At 64.1% G+C, this 26,359-nt stretch carries 21 protein-coding genes and 1 riboswitch; of the genes, 8 read left to right on the top strand and 13 right to left on the bottom strand.

Annotated elements, in window-relative coordinates; genetic code table 11:
- Nucleotides 1–23 precede the first annotated feature (23 nt).
- The 3 genes from ACTNAU_RS11445 to ACTNAU_RS11455 all read right to left on the bottom strand — a co-directional run bounded on the left by ACTNAU_RS11445 (nt 24) and on the right by ACTNAU_RS11455 (nt 3,378).
- Entirely contained in the window at nt 24–1,586 is a 1,563-nt protein-coding gene (locus tag ACTNAU_RS11445; RefSeq protein ID WP_441098496.1) for a HAMP domain-containing sensor histidine kinase, read from the bottom strand.
- A gap of 72 nt (nt 1,587–1,658) precedes the next feature.
- Nucleotides 1,659–2,345 carry a response regulator transcription factor gene (locus ACTNAU_RS11450; RefSeq protein WP_021659545.1) on the bottom strand — a complete coding sequence of 229 codons (687 nt, stop codon included), beginning with the start codon at nt 2,343–2,345 and terminating at the stop codon, nt 1,659–1,661.
- Between the two features lie 295 nt (nt 2,346–2,640).
- Nucleotides 2,641–3,378: a class I SAM-dependent methyltransferase gene (locus ACTNAU_RS11455; protein ID WP_441098497.1), complete on the bottom strand. Its 738-nt coding sequence runs from the start codon at nt 3,376–3,378 to the stop codon at nt 2,641–2,643.
- Nucleotides 3,379–3,846: 468 nt separating this feature from the next.
- On the opposite strand from ACTNAU_RS11455, the gene ychF reads away from it, so the two are divergent.
- From ychF to ACTNAU_RS11470, 3 genes are all read left to right on the top strand, one after another.
- On the top strand, nt 3,847–4,941 hold the full coding sequence (gene ychF, locus ACTNAU_RS11460) for a redox-regulated ATPase YchF (RefSeq protein WP_185915946.1): 1,095 nt from the start codon (nt 3,847–3,849) through the stop codon (nt 4,939–4,941).
- Between the two features lie 412 nt (nt 4,942–5,353).
- Nucleotides 5,354–6,700: a sodium-dependent transporter gene (locus tag ACTNAU_RS11465; protein WP_185915947.1), complete on the top strand. Its 1,347-nt coding sequence runs from the start codon at nt 5,354–5,356 to the stop codon at nt 6,698–6,700.
- 469 nt (nt 6,701–7,169) lie between these two features.
- A complete protein-coding gene (locus ACTNAU_RS11470) occupies nt 7,170–8,573 on the top strand; it encodes an MATE family efflux transporter (protein ID WP_441098498.1) in 1,404 nt (467 codons plus the stop codon).
- Between the two features lie 356 nt (nt 8,574–8,929).
- Here the strand turns inward: ACTNAU_RS11470 and ACTNAU_RS11475 are convergent, their stop codons facing one another.
- The 3 genes from ACTNAU_RS11475 to ACTNAU_RS11485 form a co-directional block, all read right to left on the bottom strand.
- On the bottom strand, nt 8,930–9,694 hold the full coding sequence (locus tag ACTNAU_RS11475; RefSeq protein ID WP_441098499.1) for a hypothetical protein: 765 nt from the start codon (nt 9,692–9,694) through the stop codon (nt 8,930–8,932).
- A 45-nt stretch (nt 9,695–9,739) separates the two neighbouring features.
- On the bottom strand, nt 9,740–10,231 hold the full coding sequence (gene ybaK / locus ACTNAU_RS11480) for a Cys-tRNA(Pro) deacylase (protein WP_185915950.1): 492 nt from the start codon (nt 10,229–10,231) through the stop codon (nt 9,740–9,742).
- Between the two features lie 123 nt (nt 10,232–10,354).
- Entirely contained in the window at nt 10,355–10,894 is a 540-nt protein-coding gene (locus ACTNAU_RS11485; RefSeq protein WP_185915951.1) for a rubrerythrin family protein, read from the bottom strand.
- A gap of 160 nt (nt 10,895–11,054) precedes the next feature.
- Here ACTNAU_RS11485 and ACTNAU_RS11490 point away from each other — a divergent pair, with 160 nt between their 5' ends.
- Both ACTNAU_RS11490 and ACTNAU_RS11495 read left to right on the top strand, forming a co-directional pair.
- Entirely contained in the window at nt 11,055–11,738 is a 684-nt protein-coding gene (locus ACTNAU_RS11490) for a 5'-methylthioadenosine/adenosylhomocysteine nucleosidase (RefSeq protein WP_441098500.1), read from the top strand.
- 157 nt (nt 11,739–11,895) lie between these two features.
- Nucleotides 11,896–14,145 carry a putative bifunctional diguanylate cyclase/phosphodiesterase gene (locus tag ACTNAU_RS11495; RefSeq protein ID WP_441098501.1) on the top strand — a complete coding sequence of 750 codons (2,250 nt, stop codon included), beginning with the start codon at nt 11,896–11,898 and terminating at the stop codon, nt 14,143–14,145.
- A 73-nt stretch (nt 14,146–14,218) separates the two neighbouring features.
- On the opposite strand, the gene ACTNAU_RS11500 is transcribed toward ACTNAU_RS11495, so the two are convergent.
- From ACTNAU_RS11500 to ACTNAU_RS11530, 7 genes are all read right to left on the bottom strand, one after another.
- Nucleotides 14,219–15,997 carry an adenine deaminase gene (locus ACTNAU_RS11500; protein ID WP_441098502.1) on the bottom strand — a complete coding sequence of 593 codons (1,779 nt, stop codon included), beginning with the start codon at nt 15,995–15,997 and terminating at the stop codon, nt 14,219–14,221.
- 110 nt (nt 15,998–16,107) lie between these two features.
- The gene (locus tag ACTNAU_RS11505) at nt 16,108–17,448 is read right to left on the bottom strand and encodes an NCS2 family permease (RefSeq protein ID WP_256136148.1); all 1,341 of its coding nucleotides are present in this window, start codon (nt 17,446–17,448) and stop codon (nt 16,108–16,110) included.
- A 126-nt stretch (nt 17,449–17,574) separates the two neighbouring features.
- Nucleotides 17,575–17,672, bottom strand: a riboswitch (purine riboswitch).
- A gap of 1,305 nt (nt 17,673–18,977) precedes the next feature.
- On the bottom strand, nt 18,978–20,135 hold the full coding sequence (gene dnaJ, locus ACTNAU_RS11510) for a molecular chaperone DnaJ (protein ID WP_185915956.1): 1,158 nt from the start codon (nt 20,133–20,135) through the stop codon (nt 18,978–18,980).
- Between the two features lie 161 nt (nt 20,136–20,296).
- Nucleotides 20,297–22,144 carry a molecular chaperone DnaK gene (gene dnaK, locus ACTNAU_RS11515; RefSeq protein ID WP_256136149.1) on the bottom strand — a complete coding sequence of 616 codons (1,848 nt, stop codon included), beginning with the start codon at nt 22,142–22,144 and terminating at the stop codon, nt 20,297–20,299.
- A 79-nt stretch (nt 22,145–22,223) separates the two neighbouring features.
- On the bottom strand, nt 22,224–22,880 hold the full coding sequence (gene grpE / locus ACTNAU_RS11520) for a nucleotide exchange factor GrpE (RefSeq protein ID WP_441098503.1): 657 nt from the start codon (nt 22,878–22,880) through the stop codon (nt 22,224–22,226).
- On the bottom strand, nt 22,858–23,880 hold the full coding sequence (gene hrcA, locus ACTNAU_RS11525) for a heat-inducible transcriptional repressor HrcA (RefSeq protein WP_082671698.1): 1,023 nt from the start codon (nt 23,878–23,880) through the stop codon (nt 22,858–22,860). The genes grpE and hrcA overlap by 23 nt, the downstream gene beginning before the upstream one ends.
- A 274-nt stretch (nt 23,881–24,154) precedes the next feature.
- Complete coding sequence (locus tag ACTNAU_RS11530; protein WP_441098504.1) at nt 24,155–24,478, bottom strand: hypothetical protein; 324 nt, start codon at nt 24,476–24,478, stop codon at nt 24,155–24,157.
- Nucleotides 24,479–24,596: 118 nt separating this feature from the next.
- Here ACTNAU_RS11530 and ACTNAU_RS11535 point away from each other — a divergent pair, with 118 nt between their 5' ends.
- From ACTNAU_RS11535 to ACTNAU_RS11545, 3 genes are all read left to right on the top strand, one after another.
- On the top strand, nt 24,597–24,809 hold the full coding sequence (locus ACTNAU_RS11535) for a helix-turn-helix domain-containing protein (protein ID WP_021659516.1): 213 nt from the start codon (nt 24,597–24,599) through the stop codon (nt 24,807–24,809).
- 542 nt (nt 24,810–25,351) lie between these two features.
- Nucleotides 25,352–25,705 (top strand): arsenate reductase family protein, encoded by a 354-nt coding sequence (locus tag ACTNAU_RS11540; protein ID WP_059004519.1) that lies wholly within the window; start codon nt 25,352–25,354, stop codon nt 25,703–25,705.
- A 15-nt stretch (nt 25,706–25,720) separates the two neighbouring features.
- Nucleotides 25,721–26,266, top strand: coding sequence for a hypothetical protein (locus ACTNAU_RS11545; protein ID WP_185915961.1), 546 nt, complete (start codon nt 25,721–25,723; stop codon nt 26,264–26,266).
- Nucleotides 26,267–26,359: the final 93 nt, after the last annotated feature.

The following is a 26,359-nucleotide window of genomic DNA, read 5'->3' on the forward strand; positions in this document are numbered from 1 at the left end:
TGTGACAGAATGGTGAAATCCCTTTAAATTTTTCTGTCCCCATCCCCCGGGTCGGGGGCCTGTTGCCCCTCCGCCTCGGCGGGGATGTCTGCCAGCTGGCCATCCCGCCGGCCCTCGCCCTTGGCGGCCCGTTTGGCCCGCAGCGGTTTGGCCGCCGGCAGGGAGAAGCGGAATTCGGTGTACTCCCCCTCTTTGCTGCTGACCACGATGTCGCCGCCGTGGCGGTTGACGATGGTCTTGGCGATGTAGAGGCCCAGCCCGACCCCCTTCTTGTCCAGCCCGCGGGAGCGGTCGGTCTTGTAGAAGCGGTCAAACACCTGCTGCAGCTGCTCTTTGGGGATCCCCTCGCCGCTGTTTCGCACCGCGGTGAAGGTGTAGCCCCCCACCGTCTCAAAGCCAAAGGAGATGACGCCCCCCTCGTTGACAAACTTCACCGCGTTGTCCACCAGGTTGTAGATGACCTGGTGCACCAGGTCCCGGTCGCCCTCCACCATCACCTTGTCCACGTCCAGCCCCTCGATCTCGATGGACTTCTGCTCGATCTGCTGTTCAAAGGAGAGCAGGGCGGTGAAGATCACCTCACAGATGTTGAAGGGGACGGTGTTGAGGGTCATCTCCCCGGCCTCGATCTTGGACACGTTTAGCATGCCACTGACCAGCCGGGATAACCGCTTCACCTCGTTTGAGACCAGGCCCAGGTAGTGGTTTTGCCGCTCCGGGGGGATGGTCCCGTCCAAAATCCCGTCCACAAAGCCGCCGATGGTGGTCATGGGGGTCTTGAGCTCGTGAGAGACGTTGGCCACAAAGTTGCGCCGGGTCTGCTCCACCACCGCCAGGGAGGAGGACATGTTGTTGAGGGCCATGGCCAGCTGGCCCACCTCGTCGTCGGAGGCCACCGGCACCGTCTGCGAGAAGTCGCCCTGCCCGAAGCGGGCGGCGTAGCCGGCCATCTCCTTGAGGGGGGAGACCAGCCGCTTGGTGGTGTAGTAGATCACCGCAAAGGAGATGGCCAGCACCACCACCGCGGCGATGGCGAACATCCGCAGCACGTCCACCAAAAATTGCGAGAGCTCATCCGCCGGCGAGGCGGCAAAGACGTAGCCGATGATGTAGCCGTCGTCCCCGGTGATGGGCACGCTGACGAGGTAGTGGGGGCGCTTGTAGATCTCCCCCAGCGTCCCCATCCCCCGGTAGCCCTTGGCCGCGCTCGCCTGGGAGGACTTCTCCAGCACCTCGGCGGGCACCCGGTAGGTGGTGTGGGCGCAGCGGGTCCCCTCGGTGCAGAGGACGGTGACGCCGTTCACATCGGTCATGAAGAGGTCGGCGTCCTCCTGGGTGGAGATCAGCAGCCGGTAGCCCTGGCGCAGGGTGTCGAAGTCCAGCAGATAGGAGTTGCCGTCGCTGGTGGTCAGGCCCGAGCTGGTGCGCTCGGCCGCCCGCTGGGCGATGATCAACAGCTGGTCCTGGCGCTCGTCTTTAAAGTACTGGGCCGACAGCCCCAAAAACACCGCCCCCAGCACCACGATGCTCACCAGCACCACCGACACACAGGTAAAAAAATACCGCTTGACTATCCCGTTTCGCACCTCGGCGCCCCTTTCCCGTCCAGTCGCAAAACGGGGGCCTTCCGCCCCCGTCCGCACCGCTTTTTTTGCGCGCTAGTCTTTCACTTCAAACTTGTAGCCGACGCCCCACACCGTCTTGACCGACCACTGGGCGGAGACGCCCTCCAGCTTTTCCCGCAGCCGCTTGATGTGCACGTCCACCGTGCGGGAGTCACCGTAGTACTCAAACCCCCACACCTCGTCGAGCAGCTGGTCGCGGGTGTACACCCGGTTGGGGTTGGAGGCCAGGTGGTAGAGCAGCTCCAGCTCTTTGGGCGGGGTGTCCACGATCTTGCCGTCCACCTTCAGCTCGTACCGGGTCAGGTTGACCACCAGCTTGTCGTAGCGCACCTCTTTCACGTCGGAGGCCTGGGCGCGGGTGCCGGTGCGCCGCAGCACCGCCTTGATGCGGGCCACGATCTCCTTGGACTCAAAGGGCTTGACCACATAGTCGTCGGCCCCCAGTTCCAGCCCCAGCACCTTGTCAAAGGTCTCGCCCTTGGCGGTGAGCATGATGATGGGCACGTCGGAGGACTTGCGGATCTCCCGGCAGACCTGCCAGCCGTCGAGCTCGGGCATCATCACGTCCAGCACGATCAGGCAGGGGGCCTCCTCCTCAAAGAGTTTCAGGGCCTGTTTGCCGTCGTAGGCCACAACGGTCTGGTAGCCCTCTTTGTCGATATACAGTCGCAGCAGTTCACAGATGTTTTTGTCGTCGTCTACGACGAGAATCTTTTCCACGCGTAAATCCCCTCCGGTTTCTTTGCCGCCGGACAGCCCGCCGCCCGGCGTCTCACCTTCTATTTTCCCATTATAGCGACTGCTCGGCGCGAAAGGTGAACAGTTTCTAAATGTTTGCCGCACGGCGCGGTGAGGGCGCCTATTTACCATTTATTATAGTACGGATCGGCGAAAGAAACCATATCATTTCCCCTGTTTTTTCCCCGCCGCGGCACTTTTTCGCGCCCCTCCCCCGCGCGGCGGGGAAAAAGGGCGGCCTGCCGCCCGGCAGACCGCCCTTTTGAGGCCAAAGGCCCTATTTTTTCCCCTTCTCGGCGCGCACCAGCAGCATCATCGGCCGGCGCAGCTCGTCGGCCATCCCCGGCACCTCCATCAGGCGGGGGTCAGGGCGGGGCTCCACCACCTCTTTGATGGCAAAGCCCGCCTGCAGCAGGGTGTTTAGGTAGCTGGTGAGGGTGCGGTGGTACTTGGTGACCTCGCACCCCAAAAAGTGGGCGGTGCGCCGCCCCTCGTCAAAGTAGCGGTCCACCGGCCAGTGGCGGGGGTTGCCCGCCCCGTCGCAGCACCACTCCTGGCTGCCCTCGGCGGTGAAGACCGGGTGCTCGCAGGAGAAGACAAAGCTCCCCCCCTCTGCCAGGCAGTCGCAGACGGCGCGGCAGACCGGCGCGAAGTCCTCCACATAGTGCAGGGCCAGCGAGCTGATCACCACGTCAAAGGAGCCGGGGGCAAAGTCCATCTCCTCCATAGCCATCCGCCGGTACTGGATGCGGGGGTCGGCATTTCGCTCCCTCGCCCCGGCCAGCATCTTTTCGGACAGGTCGGTGCCCAGCACCGACGCCGCGCCCTGCTCGGCCGCGTACTTGCAGTGCCAGCCAAAGCCGCAGCCCAGATCCAGCACCCGCTTGCCCGCCAGGTCGGGCAGCATCCGCCGCAACTCGTGCCATTCGCCGGCCGCCGACAGCCCCTCCACCGAGCGGGGGAAGTGGCTGTACTGCTCAAAAAAGGCCGGGTCGTCGTAGTGGTTCTCTTTCATCTTGCAAATCTCCTCGTCTCTCTTCGCGCCCCGTCCAGCCTGCCCGCGGCGGGGCGCAAAAAAGCCGCCGGCAGGGCGCTGTCGGCGGCAACCATCTCCCGGCGGCGGGCAACACCAACAGACGGGTGCGCCTTCGCACCCGCCGGGCTGCCTGATCGCCGACGAGAGGGGAGGGCGCTTTTCAGCCCTCCGTCAAAGCTCCGAACAGCGTCTCATCGCTTTTCATCTGCGCGGAGCGGCTTTTCCTTCTCATTTCCAGGGTCCAAATGGCGCACATTCGCCGTCCCTCCCTTTCCCCTCTACCATACCCCGGCGCTCCCCCTTCTGTCAACTGCAAAAAGGGGCGGCAAATTCACACGGGGGCATTTCCACCGGGCAGGCATTTGTGCTATACTGTTAAAAGCGCCGGGCGGCGGGGGCCCTGCCCCCCAAAGCCGCCCAAATGGAATAATAGTGAGGGATCTGCACGTGAAACTGGGAATCGTGGGTCTGCCCAACGTGGGCAAAAGCACCCTTTTCAACGCCATTACAAACGCCGGGGCCGAGTCGGCCAACTACCCCTTCTGCACCATCGAGCCCAACGTGGGGATGGTGGCCGTCCCCGACAAGCGGCTGGACAAGCTCGCCGAGATGTACCAGCCCGACAAGTTCACCCCCGCCACCATCGAGTTTGTCGACATCGCCGGGCTGGTGAAGGGCGCCTCCAAGGGCGAGGGGCTGGGCAACAAGTTCCTCTCCCACATCCGCGAGGTGGACGCCATCGTCCACGTGGTGCGCTGCTTTGAGAGCGGCGACATCGTCCACGTCGACGGCAGCGTCGACCCCCTGCGGGACGTGGAGACCATCAACCTGGAGCTGATCTTCTCCGACCTCGACATCGTCGAGCGCCGCATCCAAAAGGCCCAGAAGCTGGCCAAGGGCGACAAGGCCTACGCCGCCGAGGCCCAGCTGCTGGAGCGGCTGAAGGCCCACCTGGAAGAGGGCAAGCGGGCCTCGGTCTTCCCCTGTGAGCCGGAGGAGAAGGCCCTCATCGACGCCATGGGCCTGCTCTCGGACAAGCCGGTCATCTACGTGGGCAACATGAGCGAGGACGACTTCATCGGCGACATCTCGAACAATGAGAACTACCAGAAGCTCTGCGCCCTGGCCCAGGGGGAGGGGGCCCTCTCCCTGCCCATCTGCGCCAAGATCGAGGAGGACATCGCCGACATGTCCGCCGAGGACAAGGCCCTCTTTTTGGGTGAGTTGGGGCTGGAGGAATCGGGCCTGGACCGGCTCATCAAGGTCTGTTACGAGCTGCTGGGCCTCATCTCCTACCTGACCGCCGGCAAGCCCGAGGTCCGCGCCTGGACCATCAAAAAGGGCACCAAGGCCCCCCAGGCCGCCGGCAAGATCCACACCGACTTTGAGCGGGGGTTCATCCGCGCCGAGGTGGTGGCCTTCGACGACCTCGTCGCCCAGGGCAGCATGGCCGCCTGCAAGGAAAAGGGGCTGGTCCGCTCCGAGGGGAAGGAGTACGTGATGCAGGACGGGGACGTGGTCCTCTTCCGCTTCAACGTCTGATTCTGGGCCCCATTTGACAAACCGGCAGGGCGCCGCTATAATAGACCCATTCCGCCGGCGTTCGCGCGCCGGCGACAAAACCAGACCGCTGGTGTCAAATCGCCGACGGGGAAAAAGCCCATCCAAGCGCCTTCAGAGAGCCGTGGCAGGTGTGAGCACGGCGGCGAGCGGGGTGGGGTCAGTCGCCCCCGAGAGGGCGGGTGAACGGGGTGCGCCCCCAGTAGTCCGCCACGGCAGGTCCCGTTATCGGCCGGGGATGTGTTTGCATCCCGCAGAGTTGGGCGCTCTTTGCGCCAAGTTGGGTGGTACCGCAGGAAACTTTTGTCCTGTCCCTTCACGTCACTGTGAAGGGGCGGGACTTTTTTTGCGTTTTCCGCAGGGGGACCGAATCAACAAAGGAGTGTGAAAAAACATGGACAAGAAAAAAACGGGCCGCGGCCACTTCACCGGCTCCCTGGGCTTTGTCATGGCCGCCGCGGGGTCGGCCATCGGCCTGGGCAACCTCTGGAAGTTCCCCTATGTGGCGGGCATCTCGGGGGGCGGGCTCTTCATCGTCTTCTACCTGATTTTCGCCCTGGTGCTGGGCATCCCCATCATGCTCTCCGAGATGGCGGTGGGCCGCAAGACCCAGCTCAACGCCATCGGCGCCTTTCGCAGCATCGACAAGAAGTGGTCCTTCGTGGGGGTGCTGGAGATCGCCTGCGCCTTCATCATCCTCTCCTATTACAGCGTGGTGGGGGGCTGGGTGATGAAGTACATCGGCAGCTATCTCACCGGCGCCAATGTCTCCGACGGGGCGGCGTTTGACACCTTTGTCTCCTCCCCGGTGCAGCCGGTCATCTGGCACCTGCTGTTCATGGCGGTGGCTGTAATCGTGGTCATCGGCGGGGTGCAAAAGGGGATCGAGACCTGCAGCAAATGGCTGCTCCCCCTCCTCTTCGTCCTCCTCATCGGGGTGGTGGTGCGCTCGGTGACCCTGCCCGGTTCGACGGAGGGGCTCAAGTTCCTCTTTGTCCCCGACACCGCCCTCCTCTCCGACCCCAAAGCCCTGATCGACTCCATCGTGCTGGCCATGGGGCAGGTCTTTTTCAGCCTCAGTTTGGGGTTGGGCATCGCCATCACCTACGGCAGCTACCTGAAAAAGGACACCGACATCACCAAGGACACCTGCACCGTGGTGGGGCTGGACACCCTGATGGCCCTGCTGGCGGGGATGGCCATCATGCCCGCCGTCTTCAGCTTTGGGATGGAGCCCACCGGCGGCCCCGGCCTCATCTTCAAAACCCTGCCGGCGGTCTTTGACTCCATGCCCCTGGGGCGGTTTTTCGGGCTGGCCTTCTTCTTTTTGGTCTTTATCGCCGCCCTCACCAGCGCCATCGCCCTGTTGGAGGTGGTCGCCTCCTTTTTCATCGACACCTTCCACTGGCGCCGCCGCACCGCCACCCTGGTGATGGGCGGGCTGATGGCCCTCATCGGGGTCTTTGCCAGCCTCTCCATGGGCCCCCTCTCCGGCTTCACCATCGGGGGGATGAACCTGTTTGACGCCATGGGCTTCCTCACCGACAAGATCCTCATGCCCCTGGCCGCCCTGGCCACCTGCCTCTTTGTGGGCCACGTCTGGGGGGTGGGCAAGGTGACCGAGGAGGTGGAGCGCTGCGGCAAACGGTTTGTCATCCGCCGCGTCTACGGCTTCCTCATCCGCTGGGTGGCGCCCATCCTCATCGCCGTCATCTTCGTCATGGGACTCATCGGGGGGTAAGTTCCCCTTTTCCCAAAAGCCCCTGCGCTTTTTTGGCGCAGGGGCTTTTTTCTGTCGCCCCTTCACAGCGACAGTGGGCAGTGCTCCCCCCTTCGCTTTCTCTGGCCGCCCCCGCTTTTGCCCGACAAGACGGTCCTCTCGCCCTCTTTTGACAGCATTTTTTGGCCATCTCGCTGCATGTAAACTGTCCAATATTGGCCAATCCGCCAATCTTTTCCCGCTCCCTTGACTTTTCCGCCCAGGGCTGTCTATACTGGGACTGGACATCGGCATGACTGCCGAGGACCGGTGGTAGGAGGTTTGACGCGCAAGCTGTCTCTTCTGCCTATTTTTTTGCCCTTTTCGTCACCGCAAGATCAGCAGCAACGCGTTGCAGCCGCTTCGCCTTGCTGTTTTTTTGCCCTTTTGGGGATTTTTATCCGCCCCTGCCCGGGGCGATCGCGGCGCACAATACACTTTCACAGAAAGGATGAACGATATGACAAAAGACATGACCCGCGGCAACCCGGGAAAGATCCTCTTTCTCTTTGCCCTTCCCATTTTGTTTGGGAACATCTTTCAGCAGCTGTACAGCATGGTGGACTCCATCGTGGTGGGCAACTTTGTCGGCTCCGACGCCCTGGCGGCGGTGGGCGGCTCCTACGCCATCACCTTCGCCATCACCGGCATCGCCTTCGGCCTCTCCAACGGCGCCTCCATCCTCATCGGCCAGTACTTTGGCGCCGGCCGCAAGCGGGAGGTGCGCCACTCCATCGTCACCTGCGTGGCCTTTTCCATCGCCCTCTCCCTGGTGCTGGCGGCGGTAAGCATCCTCGCCACCCCCGCCCTGCTGCGCCTGCTCAACACCCCCCAGTCCCTGATGAGCATGTCCAAGCAGTACATCTACATCTACTTTTTGGGGCTGGTGTTCACCTTTACCTACAACATCCTCTCCTCGGTCTTTCGGGCGCTGGGGGACTCCAAGACCCCGCTGCTCTTCCTCATCATCTCCTCCATCACCAACATCGTGCTGGACCTGTGGTTTGTCATCAGCTTCGGCTGGGGGGTGGCCGGGGTGGCCATCGCCACCGTCATCTCCCAGGCCATCTCCTCGGTGCTGGCCCTCTTCGCCCTGCAAAAGCGGCTGGCCTCCATCGCCGCGGCCGACGAGGAAAAGCTGGACGCCGAGCCCCTGCGCCGCCAGTTCTCCCCCGCCCTGCTCAAGCAGATGATCAAGCTGGCCATCCCCACCACCGCGCAGGAGATTGCCATCTCCGCCGGGATGATGATCATGCAGGCCCTGGTCAACGGCTTCGGCCCCGTCATCATGGCCGCCTACACCGCCGCCATGAAGATCGAGAGCCTGGCCATGATGCCCATGGTCAACATCAGCACCGCCGTCACCGGCTACACCGCCCAGAACATCGGCGCCGGGAAGGTGGGCCGGGTCAAGACCGGCTACCGCTACTCCCTGCTCATCTCCCTGGGCTTTGCCGTGCTGATGGCCGGGGTGGTGGTCCTCTTCGGCGGGCCGCTCTGCTCCATCTTCGTCAGCGGCGAGGGGGCCGAGGCGGTGATTGCCGCCGGGGCCAACTACCTGCTCTACTCGGCCGCCTCCTACTTCCTGATGGCCCTGCTCTTCCCCGCCGAAGGGGTGATGAAGGGCGCGGGGGACGTCAACCTCTTCATGGTGTTCGCCCTCTCGGGCATCGCCTCCAAGACCATCGCCGCCCTGGCCCTCTCCCCCATTCTGGGGTACACCGGGATTTGGATCGCAGTGGTCATCGGCTGGCTGGCCGAGTGCATCGGCACCACCGTCCGCTACCTGACCGGCCGCTGGAAGGACAAGGCCATTGTCCGCCCCGCCTCCGCCGAGGAGGTCGCCGCCCAGTAGCCCCACGCCGCCCAAACCACCGCCGAAACGGGTGGTATCTGCGGGCCCGAAGGAACATCGCTCGGACCTTTCCCCTAAAAGGGATCGCCATTTTGTGCGCGCATGACACCCGCTGTATACCCGCAACGGTCCCCACCCCCTCCGTGCGGCTGACATCTCATGCGCATAGACATCTGCCGTCACTGGCAGCCCGGCAATCCAGTAGACCATCTCGCGCCGCCCGTACCCAAAATTGCCTTTCTCTTTATGCCTTCGGCGCCCCTCCTTTCAGGGGGCGCTGCGCCAAGGCAATTGGATTTCTCGACGGACCCCAGGGGGCGCTAACGCTAGAAAAAACGGCTGAGAGCAGGTTGCTCTCAGCCGTTTTCCACCTCTGCAGGCAGCTGGTAGAGGTAGGCCCGCCCCGCCTTGCCCGCGCGCTCCACCAGCCCCAGGGAGGCCAGCACGTTCAGCGCCCGGCGGGCCATCTCCAGGCGCTGGCGGGCGGCCTTGGCGTACTCTTTGGCGGTGAACGGCTGCGGCAGGTCGGGGGGGATCAGCTCCCCCCACTCCCGCCAGCCGGAGACCCACACCTGGCCGAACAGCCGGGTGGGCACCCGGTCGCTGCGGGTGGCCCGCCGCTTTTTGGTGCGGTCCCAGCCGTCGAGAAGGCGGTAGTCCTCCACCTCCAACAGGGGGATGCAGAACCGCAGCCCCTCCATTTGTAAAAAGTCTTTTATTTTATACAGTTCGTAGAATACGTCTGCCGCCTGTCCCCGGCGGGGGGAGCGGTTGCGGGCCACCACCTCGCCGCTGGACGGGTCCACCCAGTTGACCCACTTGAGCTGGGCCACCGGGTAGACCACCGTCACCGGGCAGACCGGCAAAAAAGCCGCCAGCTTTTTGCGCAGCTTGTCAAAGCCCTTTGTCTGGATTTCAAAGATCCCCTCGCTGCCCACGATGTCGGCCACAAAGCCGCCGACCCGGGTCTCCTGGTTCTCGCCCGCGGGCTCAAAGTAGTTTTTCAAAATCGCGTGCAGGCTCTTCTCCCCCAGGGTGCCGATCCCGGCGCGCAGCCGGTCGCCCCCCTGCACCCGCAGGCGGGCCTCCTCAAAGCGCTGGGGGTTGCCCGACTCCACCATTGCCACGCCTCCAGTCAATACAATTCGTATATTATCTTATAAAAATTACAAAATAGCGATTTCTGCGGTGGTGCCGCCCACCAATTTCAGCAGGTCGCCGGGGGCGCACTCCACCTGAAAGCCGATTTTGCCGGCGCTGAAGATGATGGTGTCAAAGAGGAGGCAGCTCTCGTCCACCACCGTCTTGTAGGGCTTTTTCATCCCCACGGGGGAACAGCCGCCCCGCACGTAGCCGGTGACCTGGTTGATTTCCCGGACGTGGATCATCTCCACGCTCTTCTCCCCGGCCGCCCGGGCCGCCGCCTTCAAATCCAGCTCGGCGGCCACCGGGATGCAGAAGACCAGGTAGCTGCCGCTGTGGCCCCGGCAGACCAGGGTCTTGAAGACCTGCGCCGGGTCCTGCCCCAGTTTGGCCGCCACCCCCTGGCCGTCGATGACCCCGTCTTGGTGGTCGTAGGCGTGGGTCTGGTGGGGGATCCCCTCCCGCTCCAAAATGCGCATCACGTTGGTCTTTTCCGCCTTTTTCTCCCTGCCCATGGGCGCGCCCTCCTTTTTCCCTATTGCGGGTTTTAGTATACCACGTTCCCCGGCGGGCGGCCAGTGCGCAGAACCAAAAAAAGAGGGGGCCCAGCAGGCCCCCTCCCCATGGACAGTCGTCTGTTACAGCTTGCCGCCCTCCAGCTCAAAATAGCTCTGGGGGTAGTGGCAGACCGGGCACTTCTCCGGCGCCTTCATCCCGGTGCAGATGTAGCCGCAGTTCTTGCAGACCCAGGTCTCGGCCTGGGGCTTTTGAAACACCTCGCCGCCGTCCAGGTTCTGCTTCATCTGGTTGTAGCGCTCCTCGTGGGTCTTCTCGATCTCCCCCACCAGGCGAAAGCGCTCGGCAATGGCGATAAAGCCCTCTTCCCGGGCGGTCTTCTCAAACTCCTTGTACATCTCGCTCCACTCAAAGTGCTCCTTCTCGGCGGCGTCCACCAGGCTGTCGGCGACGCCGGGGACCTCGCCCCCCTTGAGGTATTCAAACCACATCTCGCCGTGGGCGCGCTCGTTGGCGGCGGTGAGTTTGAAGAGGTCGGCAAACTGCTCGTACCCCTGCTCCTTTGCCTTTTTGCCGTAGAGCAGGTATTTGAGATGGGCCTGTGCCTCCCCGGCAAAGGCGGCCAACAGGTTGTCGTGGGTCTGGCTGTTTTGCAGTTCCATAGAAGATTCCTCCCATTTGGGGGCGCAGAGACACACCCTGCCGCCCGGTGTTTTTCACCCTTCAATATGGGCGGTTTGGGGTACCAATATGCAGCCGGATGTGGTACAATTTCCAAACGAGACAGACGCCCACCGGGCGCAAAACAGGAGGAGACGAGAGATGCAGACCATCGGGATCATCGGCGCAATGGAAAAGGAGATCGCCCTCATTCGGGCCAACTTGAAAAATCTGCAGGAGGTGGTGGTGGCCGGCGGCACCTACCTCTCGGGCCAGCTGGGAAGACAGCAGGTGGTGCTGACTTGCAGCGGCATCGGCAAGGTAAACGCCGCCATCAGCGCCCAGATCCTCTGTGACCGCTACCGGGTGGACGCCCTGCTCAACACCGGCATTGCCGGCAACCTGGCCGACGACCTGGGGCTGGGGGACGTGGTGGTGGCCGAGCAGGTGCTCTACCACGACTTTGATCCCTCCATCTTCGCCCAGTGCCACCCCTACACCCCGGTGCTCAAGGCCGACGGGGCGCTGGTGGAGCAGATCTGCCGCTGCCTCGACCAGATCGGCGGGGTGCGCTACAAGCGGGGCGTCGTCGCCACGGGGGACCAGTTTGTCAGCGACAGCGCCGTCAAGGCCGACATCATCGCCCGCACCGGCGCCGACTGCGCCGAGATGGAGGGGGCGGCCGTGGGCCACACCGCCGTCAAAAACGGGGTGCCCTTTGGGGTGATCCGGCTGCTGTCGGACACGGCCGACGACGAGGCCGAGAGCATTTACGAGGACTTTGCCGACCGCGCCGCCGAGTTGAGCGCCGAACTGCTGGTGCGGGTCATTCAGGGAATGGCGTAAAGGGGGGGGGGGATGTTCCCCCCTCCCTTTTTTGATTGGGAAACGGCGATCTTTGGCTGGCGTTTCGACGCTGCCAAAATGCCGGTCTTGTTCTTTTGCCCACAACCTGTTAAAATTGAGGAAATAAGGGAAAAAGAGGCGAAGGGAGGGCCCCCGCATGCCGCTGCAGGAAAAGCCGAAGGGACACCGTCGCTGGACAGTCACAGCCATCCTCCTCTGCCTCTGTTTTGTCGTGGGCAGCGTTCTGTTTTTGGCGCAGATGGGGCACCAGTACACAGACGAAAATCTGCTCTATCTGAAAAACGCCGTCCGCCAGCACGAGACCGCCCTCATCAAACAGGTGGACGGTGACTTTCAGACCCTGCACGGGGTCGGCGTCTTTGTGGCCGAACAGGACATCACCGATTTGGAGCAGCTGGCGCAGCTGATGGGCGAAGTCAACGAGGGCAACGCCTTCACCTGCATGGGCTTTGCCACCGCCGAGGGGCGGCTGGAATTGATGGAGTTGGGCGGCCGCCGCTACCGCAACCTGGACGTTTCGGGGGAGGATTTCTTCACCCGCGCCCTGGCGGGGGAGGACGTCATCTCCGCCGCCATCGCCGACCCCTTTCGCGAGGGGGAATCGGTCCACTACTACGCCGTGCCGGTCGAGCGGGCCGACGGCCAGGTGCTGGGCGTCCTCTGCGCGGTCAACAGCGTCTCGGTCATCCAGGAGATCCTCGACGCCCCCCTCCTGGACGGCAGCGGGTACACCGACCTGTACAGCAATACGGGGGCGGTGATCCTCGCCTCGTCCCGGGCCTCCTCTGCCACCCCGGCGGCGCTGGACGCCCTGGAGGGGGTCGATGGGGCGGAGAGGGCCGACCTGCAAGCCGCCTTAGAGCGGGGGGAGAGCACCCACTTTCACTACCTCGCCGGCGGGGTCGCCATGCTGGCGGTGCTGGAGCCCGCGGGGATCGAGGACTGGTTCGTGCTGGCCTCTGTCCCCCTGCAGGCCCTGCGCCAGCGCTACCTGGCCACCTCGGTGGGGGCCGTCGCCATCATCATCGCGGCCTGCGCCCTGTTTTTGCTGCTGCTGTTCCAGCAGCGGCGGATGATGAGCCGCAACCAGGCGGAAATCGAACGGCTGGCCTATGTGGACCCGCTGACCGGCGGCCGCAACTACAACAAATTTCTCCTGGACGCCGAGGTCGCCCGCAGGGGAGACGGCCCCTTTGCCGTGTGGTATTGCGACCTCAAAAAATTCAAATACTACAACGACGCCCTGGGCTACCAGATGGGCGACCAGCTGCTGCGGCAGATGTACCGCCTCTTTCAGGAGGGCGAGCGCCCGGGCGAGGTGTTCTGCCGGATGGCGGCAGACAACTTTGTTGGGCTGCGCCGCTACCGGGAGCGGCAGGAGTTGACCGACTGGTTCGACCAGCTGCTGCACGCCCTCCACCAGCCGGAGGAGAGCGCCGCCAACCTGGCCTACATCGGGCTGTGCATGGGCTTTTGCTGCCTGGAGCCAAAAGACAGCGGGCTGACGGTCAACGAGCTGATCGACCGGGCCAACATGGCGCAAAAGTCGGTCAAGGGGGAGGCGGGCAGCGGCTGCGCCTTCTTCACCGAGTCGCTGCGCCGGCAAAACCTGCAGGAGTCGGCGCTGGAGGCACAGGGCAAACAGGCCCTGCGCCTGGGACAGTTCCAGCCCTATTTTCAGCCGAAATTCGACATTCAAAACGGCAACCGCCTGGCAGGGGCGGAGGTGCTCTGTCGCTGGATCCACCCCGAGCGGGGGGTCATCCCCCCCTGCGAATTCATCCCCGCCTTTGAAAAGAGCGGACTGATCGTCCAGCTGGACCGCTACATGTTCCGCCAGGCCTGCCAGTGGTATCGCCGCCACCTGGACGGGGGCGGCCGGCCGCTGAACCTGGCGGTCAACGTCTCCCGAGCAGGGCTCCTGCGGGAGGACTTTGTCGACTACTACGCAAAGACCAAGGAGGAGTTCTCCCTGCCCGACGGCCAGCTTGAGCTGGAGGTCACCGAGAGCCTGGCCCTGGGGGGCGAGACCCTCTTTCTCCAACTGGTGCAGCAGCTGCACCAGCGGGGGTTCGTCTGCTCGCTGGACGACTTTGGGTCGGGCTACTCCTCCCTCAACCTGCTGAAAAACCTGCCCATCGACGTCCTCAAGCTGGACATCCTCTTTTTCCACAAGAGCGTGGACAAGAGCCGGGAGCGCATCGTGGTGCGCAACATCATCCAGATGGCCAGGGAGCTGCACATCCGCGTCATCGCCGAGGGGGTCGAGAGCATGGACAGCGTGGCCTTCCTGCGGGAGGCCGGCTGCGACACGGTGCAGGGCTTTGTCTTTGCCAAACCCATGCCCCTGGCGGATTTCGAGCGCCGGCTGAAGAGCGAGGATTAGCGCGCACCTTCCCTCTCTGCGCCATAAAAAAGAGGACTGGCAAAAGCCAGTCCTCTTTTTTCTATCAGAGCCTCTACACCTCGGGGAAGAGGGGCATCAGCTCTTTTTTGAGCACGTCCACCAGCCCCAGGTCGCTGATTTTCACCTTGGGGATCACCGGCAGGGCCAGGGTGGCGATGCGCAGCAGGGGGTTTTTCTGCTGCAGTCCCACCTGGCGCAGGGCCTTTTTCATGGCCACCGACTGGGCCGCCACCTGCTCCCAGGAGAGGTTGGACATCAGTCCGCCCACCGGCAGGGGGAAGGTGCAGAGGACCTCTCCCCCGGCGGCACAGGCGATGCCGCCGCCGCACTCCCGCAGCTTTTTGTAGACGGCGTAGCCGTCCTCCGGGGTCTTGTAGACGATGGTCAGGTTGTGGCAGTCGTGGGAGACGGTGGAGCCGTCGGCCCCCCGCTCCAGGCCGAAGCCGCGGACCACCCCTTTGGCCAGGGTGCCGTTGCCGTAGCGGTTGATGACAATGGCGTAGCAGAGGTCGCTGTCGCCGGAGATGTCCACCCGGCCCTCTCTGACCGGCAGCGTCTCCACCACGGCGTCGGCGGTGGAGACCTCCATGTCGCCGTAGGTCATCACGTTGACCGCCACCTGCTCCCCACAGCCGGCGGGGGCCGCCAGGGCAAAGTCGTCGGCGGTCAGGTCGGGCACGTCCATGGAGTTGACCGTCTCGAAGGGGTGGGCCTGCTGGGGGATCTCCACCAGCAGGGCCCCGTCCTCCGCCACCTTTTTGCCGGCGGTGAAGACCTCCTTGACCTGCAGGTTCTGCAGGTCGTCCAGCAGCAGGAAGTCGGCCACATAGCCGGGGGCCACCGCCCCCAGGTTGTCCAGGCGGGCGGCCTGGGCGGGCAGCAGGGTGGCGCTGCGGATGGCCAGGACCGGGTCCATCCCCAGGCTGACGGCGTGGCGGACCACGTCGTCGATATGCCCCACGTAGAGGATGTCGTCGGCCTCTCTGTCGTCGGTGCAGAAGGTCAGCCGGTCCAGGCAGGGGAAGTCCTTGACCCCCTCCCAGACGGCGGTGACGTTGCGGGAGATGGAGGAGTCCCGGGCGTCAACGTAGATGCCGGCGCGCATCTTGTCCACCGACTCCTCGCTGGTGGTGGACTCGTGGCAGGTCCAGGGGCCGCCCACCCGGTAGGCGGAGACCATCCGCCCGGTCTGGCGGGGGAGGTGGCCCTGCAGGTAGAGGCCCTCCTCCTCGGCGGCGGCGATGATGTCCATCATCCGCTCCTCGCCCTCGACCACCCCGACAAAGTCCATCACCTCGGCCAGGCCGTGGACGTTTTCCAGCTTGGCCAGCCGGTGGATGGTGCCGGCGTCAAAGGTGGCCCCGGCATTTTCCAGCCCGGGGACCGAGGGGACGCAGGAGGGGATGTTGATGAGCTGGCGCATGGGCAGGCCCAGGGCCGCATCGTGCATGTAGTGGACCGCCTCCTCCCCGGCGACGTTGGCGATCTCGTGGGGGTCGGTGACGGCGGTGGTGGTGCCGTGGGGCAGAACGGCGGCGGCAAAGTTGCGGGGGGTCAGCATCGAGCTCTCCACGTGGACGTGGGCGTCGATGAAGCCGGGCACCAGGGTGCGGCCGCGCCCGTCGTAGACCTCTTTGGCCAGGTGCAGGTCCGCCTGGGGGTCGCCCGCCTCCACGTGGGCCACAAAGCCCTGGTGGACAAAGACGGTGGCGGGGTAAACCTCGCCGGTGAAGACGTTGACGTACTGGACGTTGGCGATGGCCAGGTCGCAGGGGATGCGGCCCAGGGCCGCCTGCAACAGGGCGCGCTTGTCGTTGGGCTGGTATTTCATCTTTTCAGGTCTCCTTTTCTCTTTTCCCCGGCCCGGCCGCCGCCCGCTGCAAGGGGCGCCCGGGTGCCGGTCTCTCTCCGCAGGGTGTTCGGGTGAGCTCTACGTCCGCCTTACAGCGGGGTGTTGTAGAGGAAGTAGAGGACAAGGGGCACACAGAGGACGTACATCCCGGGATGGACCTCTTTGAAGCGGCCGGTGATGCACTTGATGAAGACGTGGGCGAGGATGCCGGCGGCGATGCCGCTGGCGATGGAGCCGGTGAAGATGACGAAGAGGATCATCACGAAGGGGCCAAATGCCTCGGAGAAGTTGGAGAAGTCGATCTTGCCGATGTCGGCCATCATCAAAAAGCCCACGAAGATGAGGGCCGGACCGGTGGCGGCGTCGGGGATCATCAAAAACAGGGGGGCGGCGAAGACCGAGAGGAGGAAGAGGGCGGCGGTGGTGACGGCGGTGAGGCCGGTGCGGCCGCCCGCCTCGACCCCGGAGGAGGACTCCACATAGGTGGTGATGGTGGTGCAGCCGGTGAGGGCGCCCACGCAGGTGCCGATGGCGTCCACCAGGAAGGGTTTCTGGATGCCCGGCAGGTTGCCGTCGTCGTCCAGCATCCCCGCCTTGCCGGCCACCCCCAGCACGGTGCCCAGGGTGGAGAAGAAGTCCCCGAAGAAGGCGATGAAGATCAGCACGATGAAGGCCGGGGTGAAGAGGCCGGAAAAGTCAAACTGGAAGCAGAGGTTGCCCACCTGGCTGAAATCGGGCAGCTTGAAGAGCTGGGTGGGGAGGGTGGTGACCCCGAAGGGGATGCCCAGCAGGGTGGTGGCGACGATGCCGATGAGGATGGCGCCCTTGACCTTGAAGGCAGTGAGGGCGGCGATGATCAGCAGCCCCACCACCGCCAGGATGACCGAGGGGGAACGAAAATCGCCCAGCCCGATGCCCCCTTCAAACACCCCGATGCCGGTGTTTTTGAAGCCCAGGTAGGCAATGAAAAAGCCGATGGCCGAGCCGATGGCCAGCTTGATGTTCTTGGGGATCATCCGCACGATCAAGTCGCGGATGCCAAAGACCGACAGCCCCAGGAAGATGAGGCCCGAGACCAGGATGACCGCCATGATCTGCCCAAAGGAGATGCTGCCCGACTGGAGCAGCGCCCCCAGCATGAAGTTGCTGCCCATGCCGGTGGAGAGGGCGAAGGGCATGTTGGCGTAGAGCCCCATCAGCAAAGTAATGAGGCCGCTGATCACCGCACAGGTGACCACGACGGCCTCTTTGGATACAGAAATTCCGTTGATGTCGACAATGGCCGGCACCGCGCCAAATCCCACAATGGCGCTGGGCTGCACCACCAGTACGTATGCCATGGTCATAAAGGTGGTGAGTCCGGCGATGATCTCGGTCTTGACCGAGGTCTTCCGCTCGCGCAGGCCGAAAAATTTCGACAGCTGTCCCATAGTTTTCCTCCTCTTTTCGCGTTTCGGGTTGTTGTTTTGGTTTCTGCAGCTTTTTTGTCGGCAGTCACTAAATGGACAACTCACAACACGCACGCGGCCGGCGGAGGCGGAGAGACAGCTCCGCCCGGCCGGTGAGAAGTTAGCCATAGTACTTCATTTACGGTGAAGTGTAGAAACTACCCGCCATATCCGGGTATTATATAGCAACCAGCGACACCCCGAGTATACCCCACCCCCTCCCCCAAAAGCAAGGGGAGGGCGCGCCGAAAGTGCGCGGCAAAAACAGGGCGAAATTTGTTCTTTCATACAAACTTTTGCATCTTCTCTTTTGCATCTCTCCAAAAATTCATGCAGAGTGTTGAAAAACCGATCAGCCCTTCGCCGCCCTTTTGTGGGGTCATCCACTTTGCGCGCATCCCCCATTTTGGATAAAAAAGAGGCGATTTTTAGATAAAAACGGTTCGCTAAGTTCCCTGGCAAGGCCCTTTTCGCAGGGAGAGGGGATCGCCGCTGCTGGGAGACAGATGCGCCCTTTCCTCGCCCTCTCTCGGCCCCCGCCGACACATCCCCTTATCCGCGAAAACGGTCCCCCTTCCAGCTGACGCCTTTTCCCTCTCGGGCAACCGCACACCACGGGGAAAAACAGGGCAAATGGCAGGTGGCAAAGAGCAAAGGGCGCGGACAGTGCAGGCGGTGAGGGGCGAGAGGGAAAAGGCCGGAGAAGCAGTTGCGCCGCCACTCTGCCCCCGCTGTGCCCGGGCCAGCACAGCCATCTCTCCCGGAAAACCTGTCCCTCCCCTAGCCGTCGGTTTCTTTTCTCCTCCCCGTCAGTCGTGCAGCGCAGGGCAAAGCAGGGCAAGGTAGAGGGCAAGGCGGGGTAGGGGGCAAGACAAACGGTGGCGAAAAGGAGCGCAATTGAGGAAAGGCAGCCGCGCTGTCAGCCTGTTCCCCACCATATGCGGCCAGAACACTCCTGGGTAAGCCTCATCCTCCCTGGGAAACGCTCTTCCCCCCTTGCCGCCGAGCAGTTGTGCAGCCCAGGGCAAGACCAGGAGCAAGGCGGGCGATGGACTGCGGGGAGAGATGCGGGGAGGGCGACTGCGCTATTTCTCTGGCCCCACTGTACCCGCCCGGTAGCCCACCTTTTGGGAGGACCTATCCACCCCATCAGCGAACTTCCCTCCTCCCCCACCAGCTGATCACGTATCGCAAAACAAGGCGAAACAGGAGACCAGGTCAGCGTCGGGAGGGCCAGAGAGGGCAACCGCGCTGTCACTCCGTCTCCGCCGCTCCCAACCAACGCACCTCCTTTCTCGAAAGACCTGTCCTCCTTTGGCCATCTCCTCCCCCCTTCCCCCGTCGGGCTGCCACATCATGCGGGACAAAATGGGGCGGGGGCAAGGCAAATCGCGAAGGTGAAGGGGAGCAGGAAAGCCCGGGGGGCACACCCACCGCCCGCGCCGCCCGGGGAGAAGGGTGACAAAAAAGTAGGGCCCCGGCCAAATGGCCGGGGCCCTGTGCAGAGACCTCTACTTCCAGAGGTCTTTGATGCGCTCGAGAAAGCTCTTTTGCTTTTCGTAGTTTTGCTCGATGGAGAGGGATTGCTCGAACTCCTCCAGCTCTCGCTTCTGCTCGCGGTTGAGGCGCTTGGGCACCTCGATAGTGACCTTGACGTACTGGTCGCCCTTGCCGCGCCCATTGAGGTACTGGATGCCCTTGCCCTTGAGGCGGAAGGTGGTGCCGGGCTGGGTGCCCTCGGGGATCTGGTACTTGACCTTGCCGTGCACCGTGGGGACCACCACCTCGCCGCCCATGACGGCAGTGTAGTAGCTGATGGGCACGTCGCACCAGACATCGAATCCCCGCCGCTCAAACAGGGGGTCGGGGCGGACCGAGACCACCACGATCACGTCGCCGCTGGGGCCGCCGTTGTACCCGGCGTCCCCGTAGCCCCGCATGGCAATGGTCTGGTCGTCGTCGATGCCGGCGGGGATCTTCACCTCCACCTTGCGGGTGACGGTCTTGCGGCCGCTCCCGTGGCACTTGGAGCAGGGGTTCTCGATGATTTGGCCGGTGCCGCCGCAGCGGGAGCAGGGCCGGGTGGACTGAATGACCCCAAAGGGGGTGCGCTGGCCCACCGTCACCTGGCCGGTGCCGCCGCAGTCGGGGCAGGTCTTGGGGGTGGTTCCCTTGGCCGCACCGGTGCCGCCGCACTCGTCACAGGCTTCCTGTTTCTGCACCTCGACGGTCTTGGTGCAGCCGTGGGCGGCCTCGAAGAAGTCCAGCACCACGTTGATGTGGCTGTCCCCGCCCCGGCGGGGGGCGTTGGGGTTCTGCCGGCGACCGCGACCGCCGCCGAATCCGCCCCCGAAAAAGCTCTCGAAGATGTCGCCCAGGTCGTCAAACCCGCCGAACCCGCCGCTGTAGGCCCCGCCAGCGCCGCCGGCGCCGTAGTTGGGGTCCACCCCGGCATGGCCGAACTGGTCGTACCGCTGCCGCTTGGCAGAGTCGCTGAGCACCTCGTAGGCCTCGTTGACCTCTTTGAAGTGGGCCTCGGCCTCCTTGTCGCCGGGGTTGAGATCGGGGTGATATTTTTTCGCCAGCTTGCGGTAGGCCTTTTTCAGCTCGTCGTCGCTGGCGCTCTTGGAGACGCCCAAGACCTCGTAGTAATCGCGTTTATCTGCCAATGGATACCACCTGTTTCCTTTTTAAAGTAGCGGGGGAAGGGGGCGCTTTTGCCGTACCAGTATAGCACAGACCCGGCGCAGCGTCCACCGCACCCCTGCCGCCAAACAGGCCGACTGCTCTGCTCGTCGGCCTGTGACTCGCTGCTTTGAGGCGCAGCAACTTATTTCTTGTCGTCGTCCACCTCGGTGAAGTCGGCGTCGACCACCCCGTCGTCGCCGGGGGCGGACTGGGCGCCGGCAGCGCCGGCATCCGCGCCGGCGGCCTGCTGCTGGGCGGCGGCCTCTTTGTAGACGCGCTCGGAGACCTCGTAGAACTTCTTCTGCAGCTCTTCGGTCTTCTGCTTCATCTCGTCCACGTTGCCGCCGGAGATGGCGCTCTTGAGGGCGGTGAGCTTCTCCTCCAGGGCGGATTTCTCCTCGCTCTGCAGCTTGTCGCCCAGGTCGGCCATGCTCTTTTCGGTCTGGTAGACCATCTGGTCGGCGCTGTTTTTCACGTCGATCTCCTCGCGGCGCTTCTTGTCCTGCTCGGCAAAGGCCTCGGCGTCCTTCACGGCCTTGTCGATGTCGTCCTTGGACATGTTGGTGGAGGAGGTGATGGTGATGTTCTGCTCCTTGCCGGTGCCCAGGTCCTTGGCGTAGACGTGGACGATGCCGTTGGCGTCGATGTCAAAGGTGACCTCGATCTGGGGCACCCCTCTGGGGGCAGGGGCGATGCCGTCCAGGTGGAAGCGGCCCAGGGTCTTGTTGTCGGCCGCCATCTCCCGCTCGCCCTGCAGCACGTGCACCTCGACCGAGGTCTGGTTGTCGGCCGCAGTGGAGAAGATCTGGGACTTCTTGGTGGGGATGGTGGTGTTTCTCTCGATGATCTTGGTGGAGACGCCGCCCATGGTCTCAATGCCCAGGGAGAGGGGGGTGACGTCCAGCAGGAGGATGCCCTCCACGTCGCCGCCGAGCACGCCGCCCTGGATGGCGGCGCCGATGGCCACGCACTCGTCGGGGTTGATGCCCTTGAAGGGGTCTTTGCCGATGAAGTTCTTGACCGCTTCCTGCACGGCGGGGATCCGGGAAGAGCCGCCCACCATCAGCACCTTGTGCAGTTCAGAGGCGGAGAGGCCGGAGTCCTTGAGGGCCTGGCGGACCGGGGCCATGGTGGCCTCCACCAAGTCGGCGGTCAGCTCGTTGAACTTGGCGCGGGTGAGGGTCATATCCAGGTGTTTGGGGCCGGTGGCGTCAGCGGTGATGAAGGGCAGGTTGATGCTGGCCTGGGCCATGCCAGACAGCTCGATCTTGGCCTTCTCGGCGGCTTCTTTGAGCCGCTGCATGGCCATCTTGTCCGAGGAGAGGTCGATGCCGCTGTCCTTCTTGAACTCGCTGACCAGGTAGCCGATGATCCGGTCGTCGAAGTCGTCGCCGCCCAGCTTGTTGTTGCCGGCGGTGGCCAGCACCTCCTGCACCCCGTCGCCCATCTCGATGATGGAGACGTCGAAGGTGCCGCCGCCCAGGTCGTAGACCATGACCTTCTGGTCGTCCTCTTTGTCCACCCCGTAGGAGAGGGCGGCCGCGGTGGGCTCGTTGATGATCCGCTTCACGTCCAGCCCGGCGATGCGGCCGGCGTCCTTGGTGGCCTGGCGCTGGGCATCGGTGAAGTAGGCGGGCACGGTGATGACCGCCTCGGTGACGGTGGTGCCCAGGTAGGCCTCCGCGTCGGCTTTCAGCTTCTGCAGGATCATGGCCGAGATCTCCTGGGGGGTGTAGTTCTTGCCGTCGATGGCCACGTGGTAGTCGCTGCCCATGTGGCGCTTGATGCTCATCACGGTGCGCTCGGGGTTGGTGATGGCCTGGCGCTTGGCCACCTGGCCCACCATCCGCTCGCCGTCTTTGGTGAAGGCCACCACCGAGGGGGTGGTGCGGGCGCCTTCGGCGTTGGCGATGACGACGGGCTCGCCGCCCTCCATGACCGCCACGCAAGAGTTGGTCGTACCAAGGTCAATGCCGATGATTTTTCCCATTGTCGTTTCCTCCTATTTCAATCCGTCGATCTGTACTGTATGGTTGTGAGGGGCGGCGGCCCGCCCCGGGATACTTGGTTTAGTTGGCCACCTTGACCATGGCGTAGCGGATGACCCGCTCCCCCAGCAGATAGCCCTTTTGGAAGACCTCCACCACCTGGCTCTCGCCCAGGGTCTCGTCCTCCACGTGCATCACCGCGTTGTGCAGCTGGGCGTCAAAGGACTCGCCCACCGGGTTGATTTCCGAGACACCCATCTTCTCCAGCACCTCGCGGAACTGCTTGAGGGTCATCTCCACCCCGGTTTTGAGGTCGCTGTCCTCCTGGCAGGCGTCCACCGCCCGCTCGAGATTGTCCAGCACCACCACCACCTGGGAGAGGGCGGAGGCCACCCCGTCGGTGAACATCCCCTCCTTCTCCTTGGTGGAGCGCTTGCGGAAGTTGTCGTACTCGGCGCGCAGGCGCAGCAGCCGGTCGTTTAGGTCGCTGTTCTCCTGGCGGCAGCCGGCCAGCTGCTCCTCCAGGGCCTCTACCTCTTTGTTCTTCTTGGGCTTTTTGGATTTTTTCTCGCCCGCCTTCTCCTCTTTTTCGGGGGCGGCGGGGGCTTTCTCCTCCGCCGGGGCGGTCTGTTCAGCTTCGGTCTGGGCCGTCTTCTTTTCCGGTTCCACCTGCAAGCTCCTCTCTATTGTTATTGGGTCGGGAGGGGGAGACCCCTCACCCGTCCCCGTCGGTTCCATTTAAGATCCTGCCCAGCAGGTCGGTAAAATAGGCCAGGTGGGGGATGATCCTGGTGTAGTCCAGGTGCCGGGGGCCGATGATCCCCAGCACGCCGGTGTGCTCGTCCCCGAAGAGGTAGCCGGTACTCACCAAGGTGGTGCCCGCCAGCTCCTGGTCCAGGTCGTCGCCCAGCAGCACCGCCACGTTCCCCCCCTCTTTAGGGGCGGCCCGCAGCAGGGTGTCGGTCTCCTTGAGCAGCTCGAGAAAGGCGTTGTAGCCGTGCTCCGGCGCGGCGTAGCGCAGGAGGTTCGACTGCCCCTCCAGGTGCACCTTGGCCCGGCAGAGTTCGGCGCACATCCGGCAGATGAGCTGCACTGCGGGGGCCAGACAGAGGTAGTCGCCCCCCAGTTCCCGCTGCAGGAAGTCGTCCCGCAGCAGCGCCACCTCGTGCAGCGGCCGGTGGAGGAGGTTTTTGCGGCAGAAGCCCGAGAGCTTCTCCAGCTGCCGCTCCCCCGCCGGCAGCCCCAGCTGGCAGACCTGGTTGAGCACCAACCCGGTGTTGGTGAGGGCCACCAGCGCCAGCGTCTGGGGGGTGAGGGCCACCACCTCCAACTTCTCCATCGACAGGTCGGAGAGCTGGGGGGAGGTGGCGAGGACGGCGTAGTTTGTCATGTAGGCCAGAAGGGAACTGGCCCGGGTCAGGAGGATGTCCGGGTCCCTGACCCCCTGGCGGAGAAAGCGGGCGATCTCCCGCTGTTTCTCCACCGGCAGCTCCCGCCGCGGCATCAGGTGATTGATGTAGTAGCGGTAGCCCTGGGCGGTGGGGATGCGCCCAGCAGAGGTGTGGGGCTGTTTGACACAGCCGAGGGCCTCTAGCCGGGCCATCTCGCTGCGGATGGTGGCGCTGGAAAAGGCGTCGCCCGCCAACTTGGCGATGGCCCCGCTGGAGACCGGCTCCCCGGTTTCAGAGTAGAGGTCGCAGATGGCCTGAAGCACAAATCCCTGTCTCGGCGTCAACATCGTCCCGCCCCCTTTCCGGCGGCCGCGGCACCCGTTTAGGGGGGACAAATGCCGAAGCAGCGCCGTTTTTGCGTTTAGCAGTCGAGCCTCTCGACTGCCAACACATACAGTCTACCCCCAAAGTCAATAAAAGTCAAGAACTGAAATAAATATTTACATATTGGCAACAGTTTTCCCGGCGCCCCCCTCTAAGGGGGCATTTCTGCACAAAAAAAGAGGGGCCACTGGGGCCCCCCACACATGGGGTCCGCTCCGCCTGCGGGGCGGGGGTATTTTAGAGAGGCGGGGAGGCGCCTCCCCTCCCCGGGCCGCCCCCACCGGGGCGGCCTTCGGGGGAGATGGGGTGCTGGGCGCGGCGGATGTCGTGCAGGATCTGCACCCCTTCGGCCACCGCATAGAGGAGGAAGACCCCCGCCAGGGCGCCGCAGAAGCTGTCCAAAAAGACGGCGAAGCGGGCGGTGAAGGGCACCGGTGGGCCGCCCGATGAGAGGCTGGCCCCGTCGGCAACGGCCAGGAGAAAGCTCCAGACCGCGTCGAGATAGGCGAAGTTGCGCACGATCTTGGCCGCCAGATTCTCGTCCCTTCTCTCCTCTTTCACGAATATCACCGCCTTTTCTACTCATTCTAGTAAATATATGTACTAAAGTCAATAGTAAATATTTTTACTATGCTAAAATGCTGCCAGTTCAACACCAAACGAGAGGGGACGACTCACCATGGTGCCCTACCAGCAGCGGCTGCGGGATCTGCGGGAGGATCACGACAAGACCCAGGCGGAGATCGCCGCCGTACTGGGCACCTCGCAGACCATGTACGCCCGCTATGAGCGGGGGGCCAACGAGATGCCGGTGCGCCACGTCATCGCCCTCTGCCGCTACTACGGCGTCAGCGCCGACTATCTCCTGGGGCTCACGGGGGAGGAGCGGTGATCCCCCCTCCCCCCTCGGCCGCCGCTGTGGTATAATGGCCACAAGGCGGTTGTGCTGCCGAGGATGGCCCGGCAGAGGCGCAAATGCTCCCCACCCCCTGGCCAAATGCCACCGCGCCCGCGGCGCCGGTGGTATGGCAGCCGCAGGGCAGTTGTGATGCCGGGGCGGCCCGACAGATGTACGGATGCCCTCTGCCCCACGGCCAAATGCCATCGCGCCCGCGGCGCTGGCGGTATGGCAGCCGCAGGGCGGTCACGATGCCGGGGCGGCCCTGCAGATGTGCGGACACCCTCTGCCCCACGGCCAAATGCCGCCGCTCCTGTGGCCTTGTCGGCCGCAGGGCGGTTGCAATACCGCAGCGGCCCGGACGGCGCAGACGGCCCCTGTCCCCTTCCCCTGCCCTTGGTCCTCTGCCTGCGGCAAAGCGGCATCTGCCCCGCTGCAGCGGCGCGCCGGAAGGGGAGAGTCGCGCACCGACCTTTTTTACCAAATACAAACGGCGCCCCGGCCTGTCGCCGGGGCGGATGGGAGGCAATTTGTCAATGAACGCACTGCTGATCTGGTACCCCAAATGTTCCACCTGTCAAAAGGCCAAGGCCTGGCTCGACGAGCACGGCGTGGCCTGCGAGACCCGCCACATCGTGGAGGAGACCCCCACCGCGGCCGAACTGGCCGAGTGGCACGCCCGCAGCGGCCTGCCCCTGAAGCGGTTTTTCAACACCAGCGGTTTGGTCTACAAAAACGAGCACATCAAGGACCGTCTGCCCGGGATGAGCGAGGAGGAGCAGTACGCCCTGTTGGCCCAAAACGGCATGCTCATCAAGCGCCCGCTGCTGCTTTTGGGGGACCGGGTGCTGGTGGGCTTTCGCCCCGCCGAGTGGGAGGCCGCCCTTTAGAAAGGAGCACCTGTGATGCCTGATTTTTCTGCCTCGGCGGCCCTCTGGCCGACGATCTTTACCGTTTTGCTGGCCCTGGCCGACTGTTTTCTGGGCTTCAAGCTGAGCAAGTTCTGGATTTCCCTGGCGGGCTTTGTCCTGGGCGCGGCCCTGGGGGGCTGGCTCGCCGCCCTCCTCTCCATCGAGGGGTGGCTCCTGCTCCTCCCTATCCTGCTGCTGGGGGTGGTCGGGGCCCTGCTGGCCTACCGCGTCTACCGGGGCGGGGTCTTTCTGCTCTGTTTTCTGACTGCCTTTGTCGGCATCTACGCCCTGATCCCCATCCCCTGGGCCGGGGCCCTGGCCGGCTGTGCCGCCGGGCTGTTGGCGGGGGCCCTCTCCCTCAAACTGCTGCGGCCCGCCCTCATCCTCTCCACCGGCATCGGCGGCGGGCTCTGCGCGGGGGCGGGCCTCCTCCCCCTGTTGGGGCTGAAAAATCCCCTCTGGGGGCTGTTGGCAGGGGTCGCCCTGGCAATTGCCGGGGTCGCCGTCCAATTTCACACCACCAGCGAGGAGGAGGGCTGATCCCTCCCCCTCCATCGCGCCATAAGAGCGGCCCCGCCAGGTGGCCCGGCCCCCCATTTAACCCCCACAAAAAATAACCGCTAACGCGGGTGG

This window comes from Bittarella sp. HCP28S3_D9 (assembly GCF_052065655.1).
GTDB lineage: Bacteria > Bacillota > Clostridia > Oscillospirales > Ruminococcaceae > Bittarella > Bittarella massiliensis.

What these genes read in the sequence shown, in the direction of transcription:
- ACTNAU_RS11455 (WP_441098497.1), bottom strand. Translation starts at nt 3,378, where the DNA reads ATGAAAGAGAACCACTACGACGACCCGGCCTTTTTTGAGCAGTACAGC.
- ACTNAU_RS11465 (WP_185915947.1), top strand. Translation starts at nt 5,354, where the DNA reads ATGGACAAGAAAAAAACGGGCCGCGGCCACTTCACCGGCTCCCTGGGC.
- ACTNAU_RS11470 (WP_441098498.1), top strand. Translation starts at nt 7,170, where the DNA reads ATGAACGATATGACAAAAGACATGACCCGCGGCAACCCGGGAAAGATC.
- ACTNAU_RS11475 (WP_441098499.1), bottom strand. Translation starts at nt 9,694, where the DNA reads ATGGTGGAGTCGGGCAACCCCCAGCGCTTTGAGGAGGCCCGCCTGCGG.
- ybaK (WP_185915950.1), bottom strand. Translation starts at nt 10,231, where the DNA reads ATGGGCAGGGAGAAAAAGGCGGAAAAGACCAACGTGATGCGCATTTTG.
- ACTNAU_RS11485 (WP_185915951.1), bottom strand. Translation starts at nt 10,894, where the DNA reads ATGGAACTGCAAAACAGCCAGACCCACGACAACCTGTTGGCCGCCTTT.
- ACTNAU_RS11490 (WP_441098500.1), top strand. Translation starts at nt 11,055, where the DNA reads ATGCAGACCATCGGGATCATCGGCGCAATGGAAAAGGAGATCGCCCTC.
- ACTNAU_RS11495 (WP_441098501.1), top strand. Translation starts at nt 11,896, where the DNA reads ATGCCGCTGCAGGAAAAGCCGAAGGGACACCGTCGCTGGACAGTCACA.
- ACTNAU_RS11500 (WP_441098502.1), bottom strand. Translation starts at nt 15,997, where the DNA reads ATGAAATACCAGCCCAACGACAAGCGCGCCCTGTTGCAGGCGGCCCTG.
- ACTNAU_RS11505 (WP_256136148.1), bottom strand. Translation starts at nt 17,448, where the DNA reads ATGGGACAGCTGTCGAAATTTTTCGGCCTGCGCGAGCGGAAGACCTCG.
- dnaK (WP_256136149.1), bottom strand. Translation starts at nt 22,144, where the DNA reads ATGGGAAAAATCATCGGCATTGACCTTGGTACGACCAACTCTTGCGTG.
- grpE (WP_441098503.1), bottom strand. Translation starts at nt 22,880, where the DNA reads ATGGAACCGACGGGGACGGGTGAGGGGTCTCCCCCTCCCGACCCAATA.
- hrcA (WP_082671698.1), bottom strand. Translation starts at nt 23,880, where the DNA reads ATGTTGACGCCGAGACAGGGATTTGTGCTTCAGGCCATCTGCGACCTC.
- ACTNAU_RS11535 (WP_021659516.1), top strand. Translation starts at nt 24,597, where the DNA reads ATGGTGCCCTACCAGCAGCGGCTGCGGGATCTGCGGGAGGATCACGAC.
- ACTNAU_RS11540 (WP_059004519.1), top strand. Translation starts at nt 25,352, where the DNA reads ATGAACGCACTGCTGATCTGGTACCCCAAATGTTCCACCTGTCAAAAG.
- ACTNAU_RS11545 (WP_185915961.1), top strand. Translation starts at nt 25,721, where the DNA reads ATGCCTGATTTTTCTGCCTCGGCGGCCCTCTGGCCGACGATCTTTACC.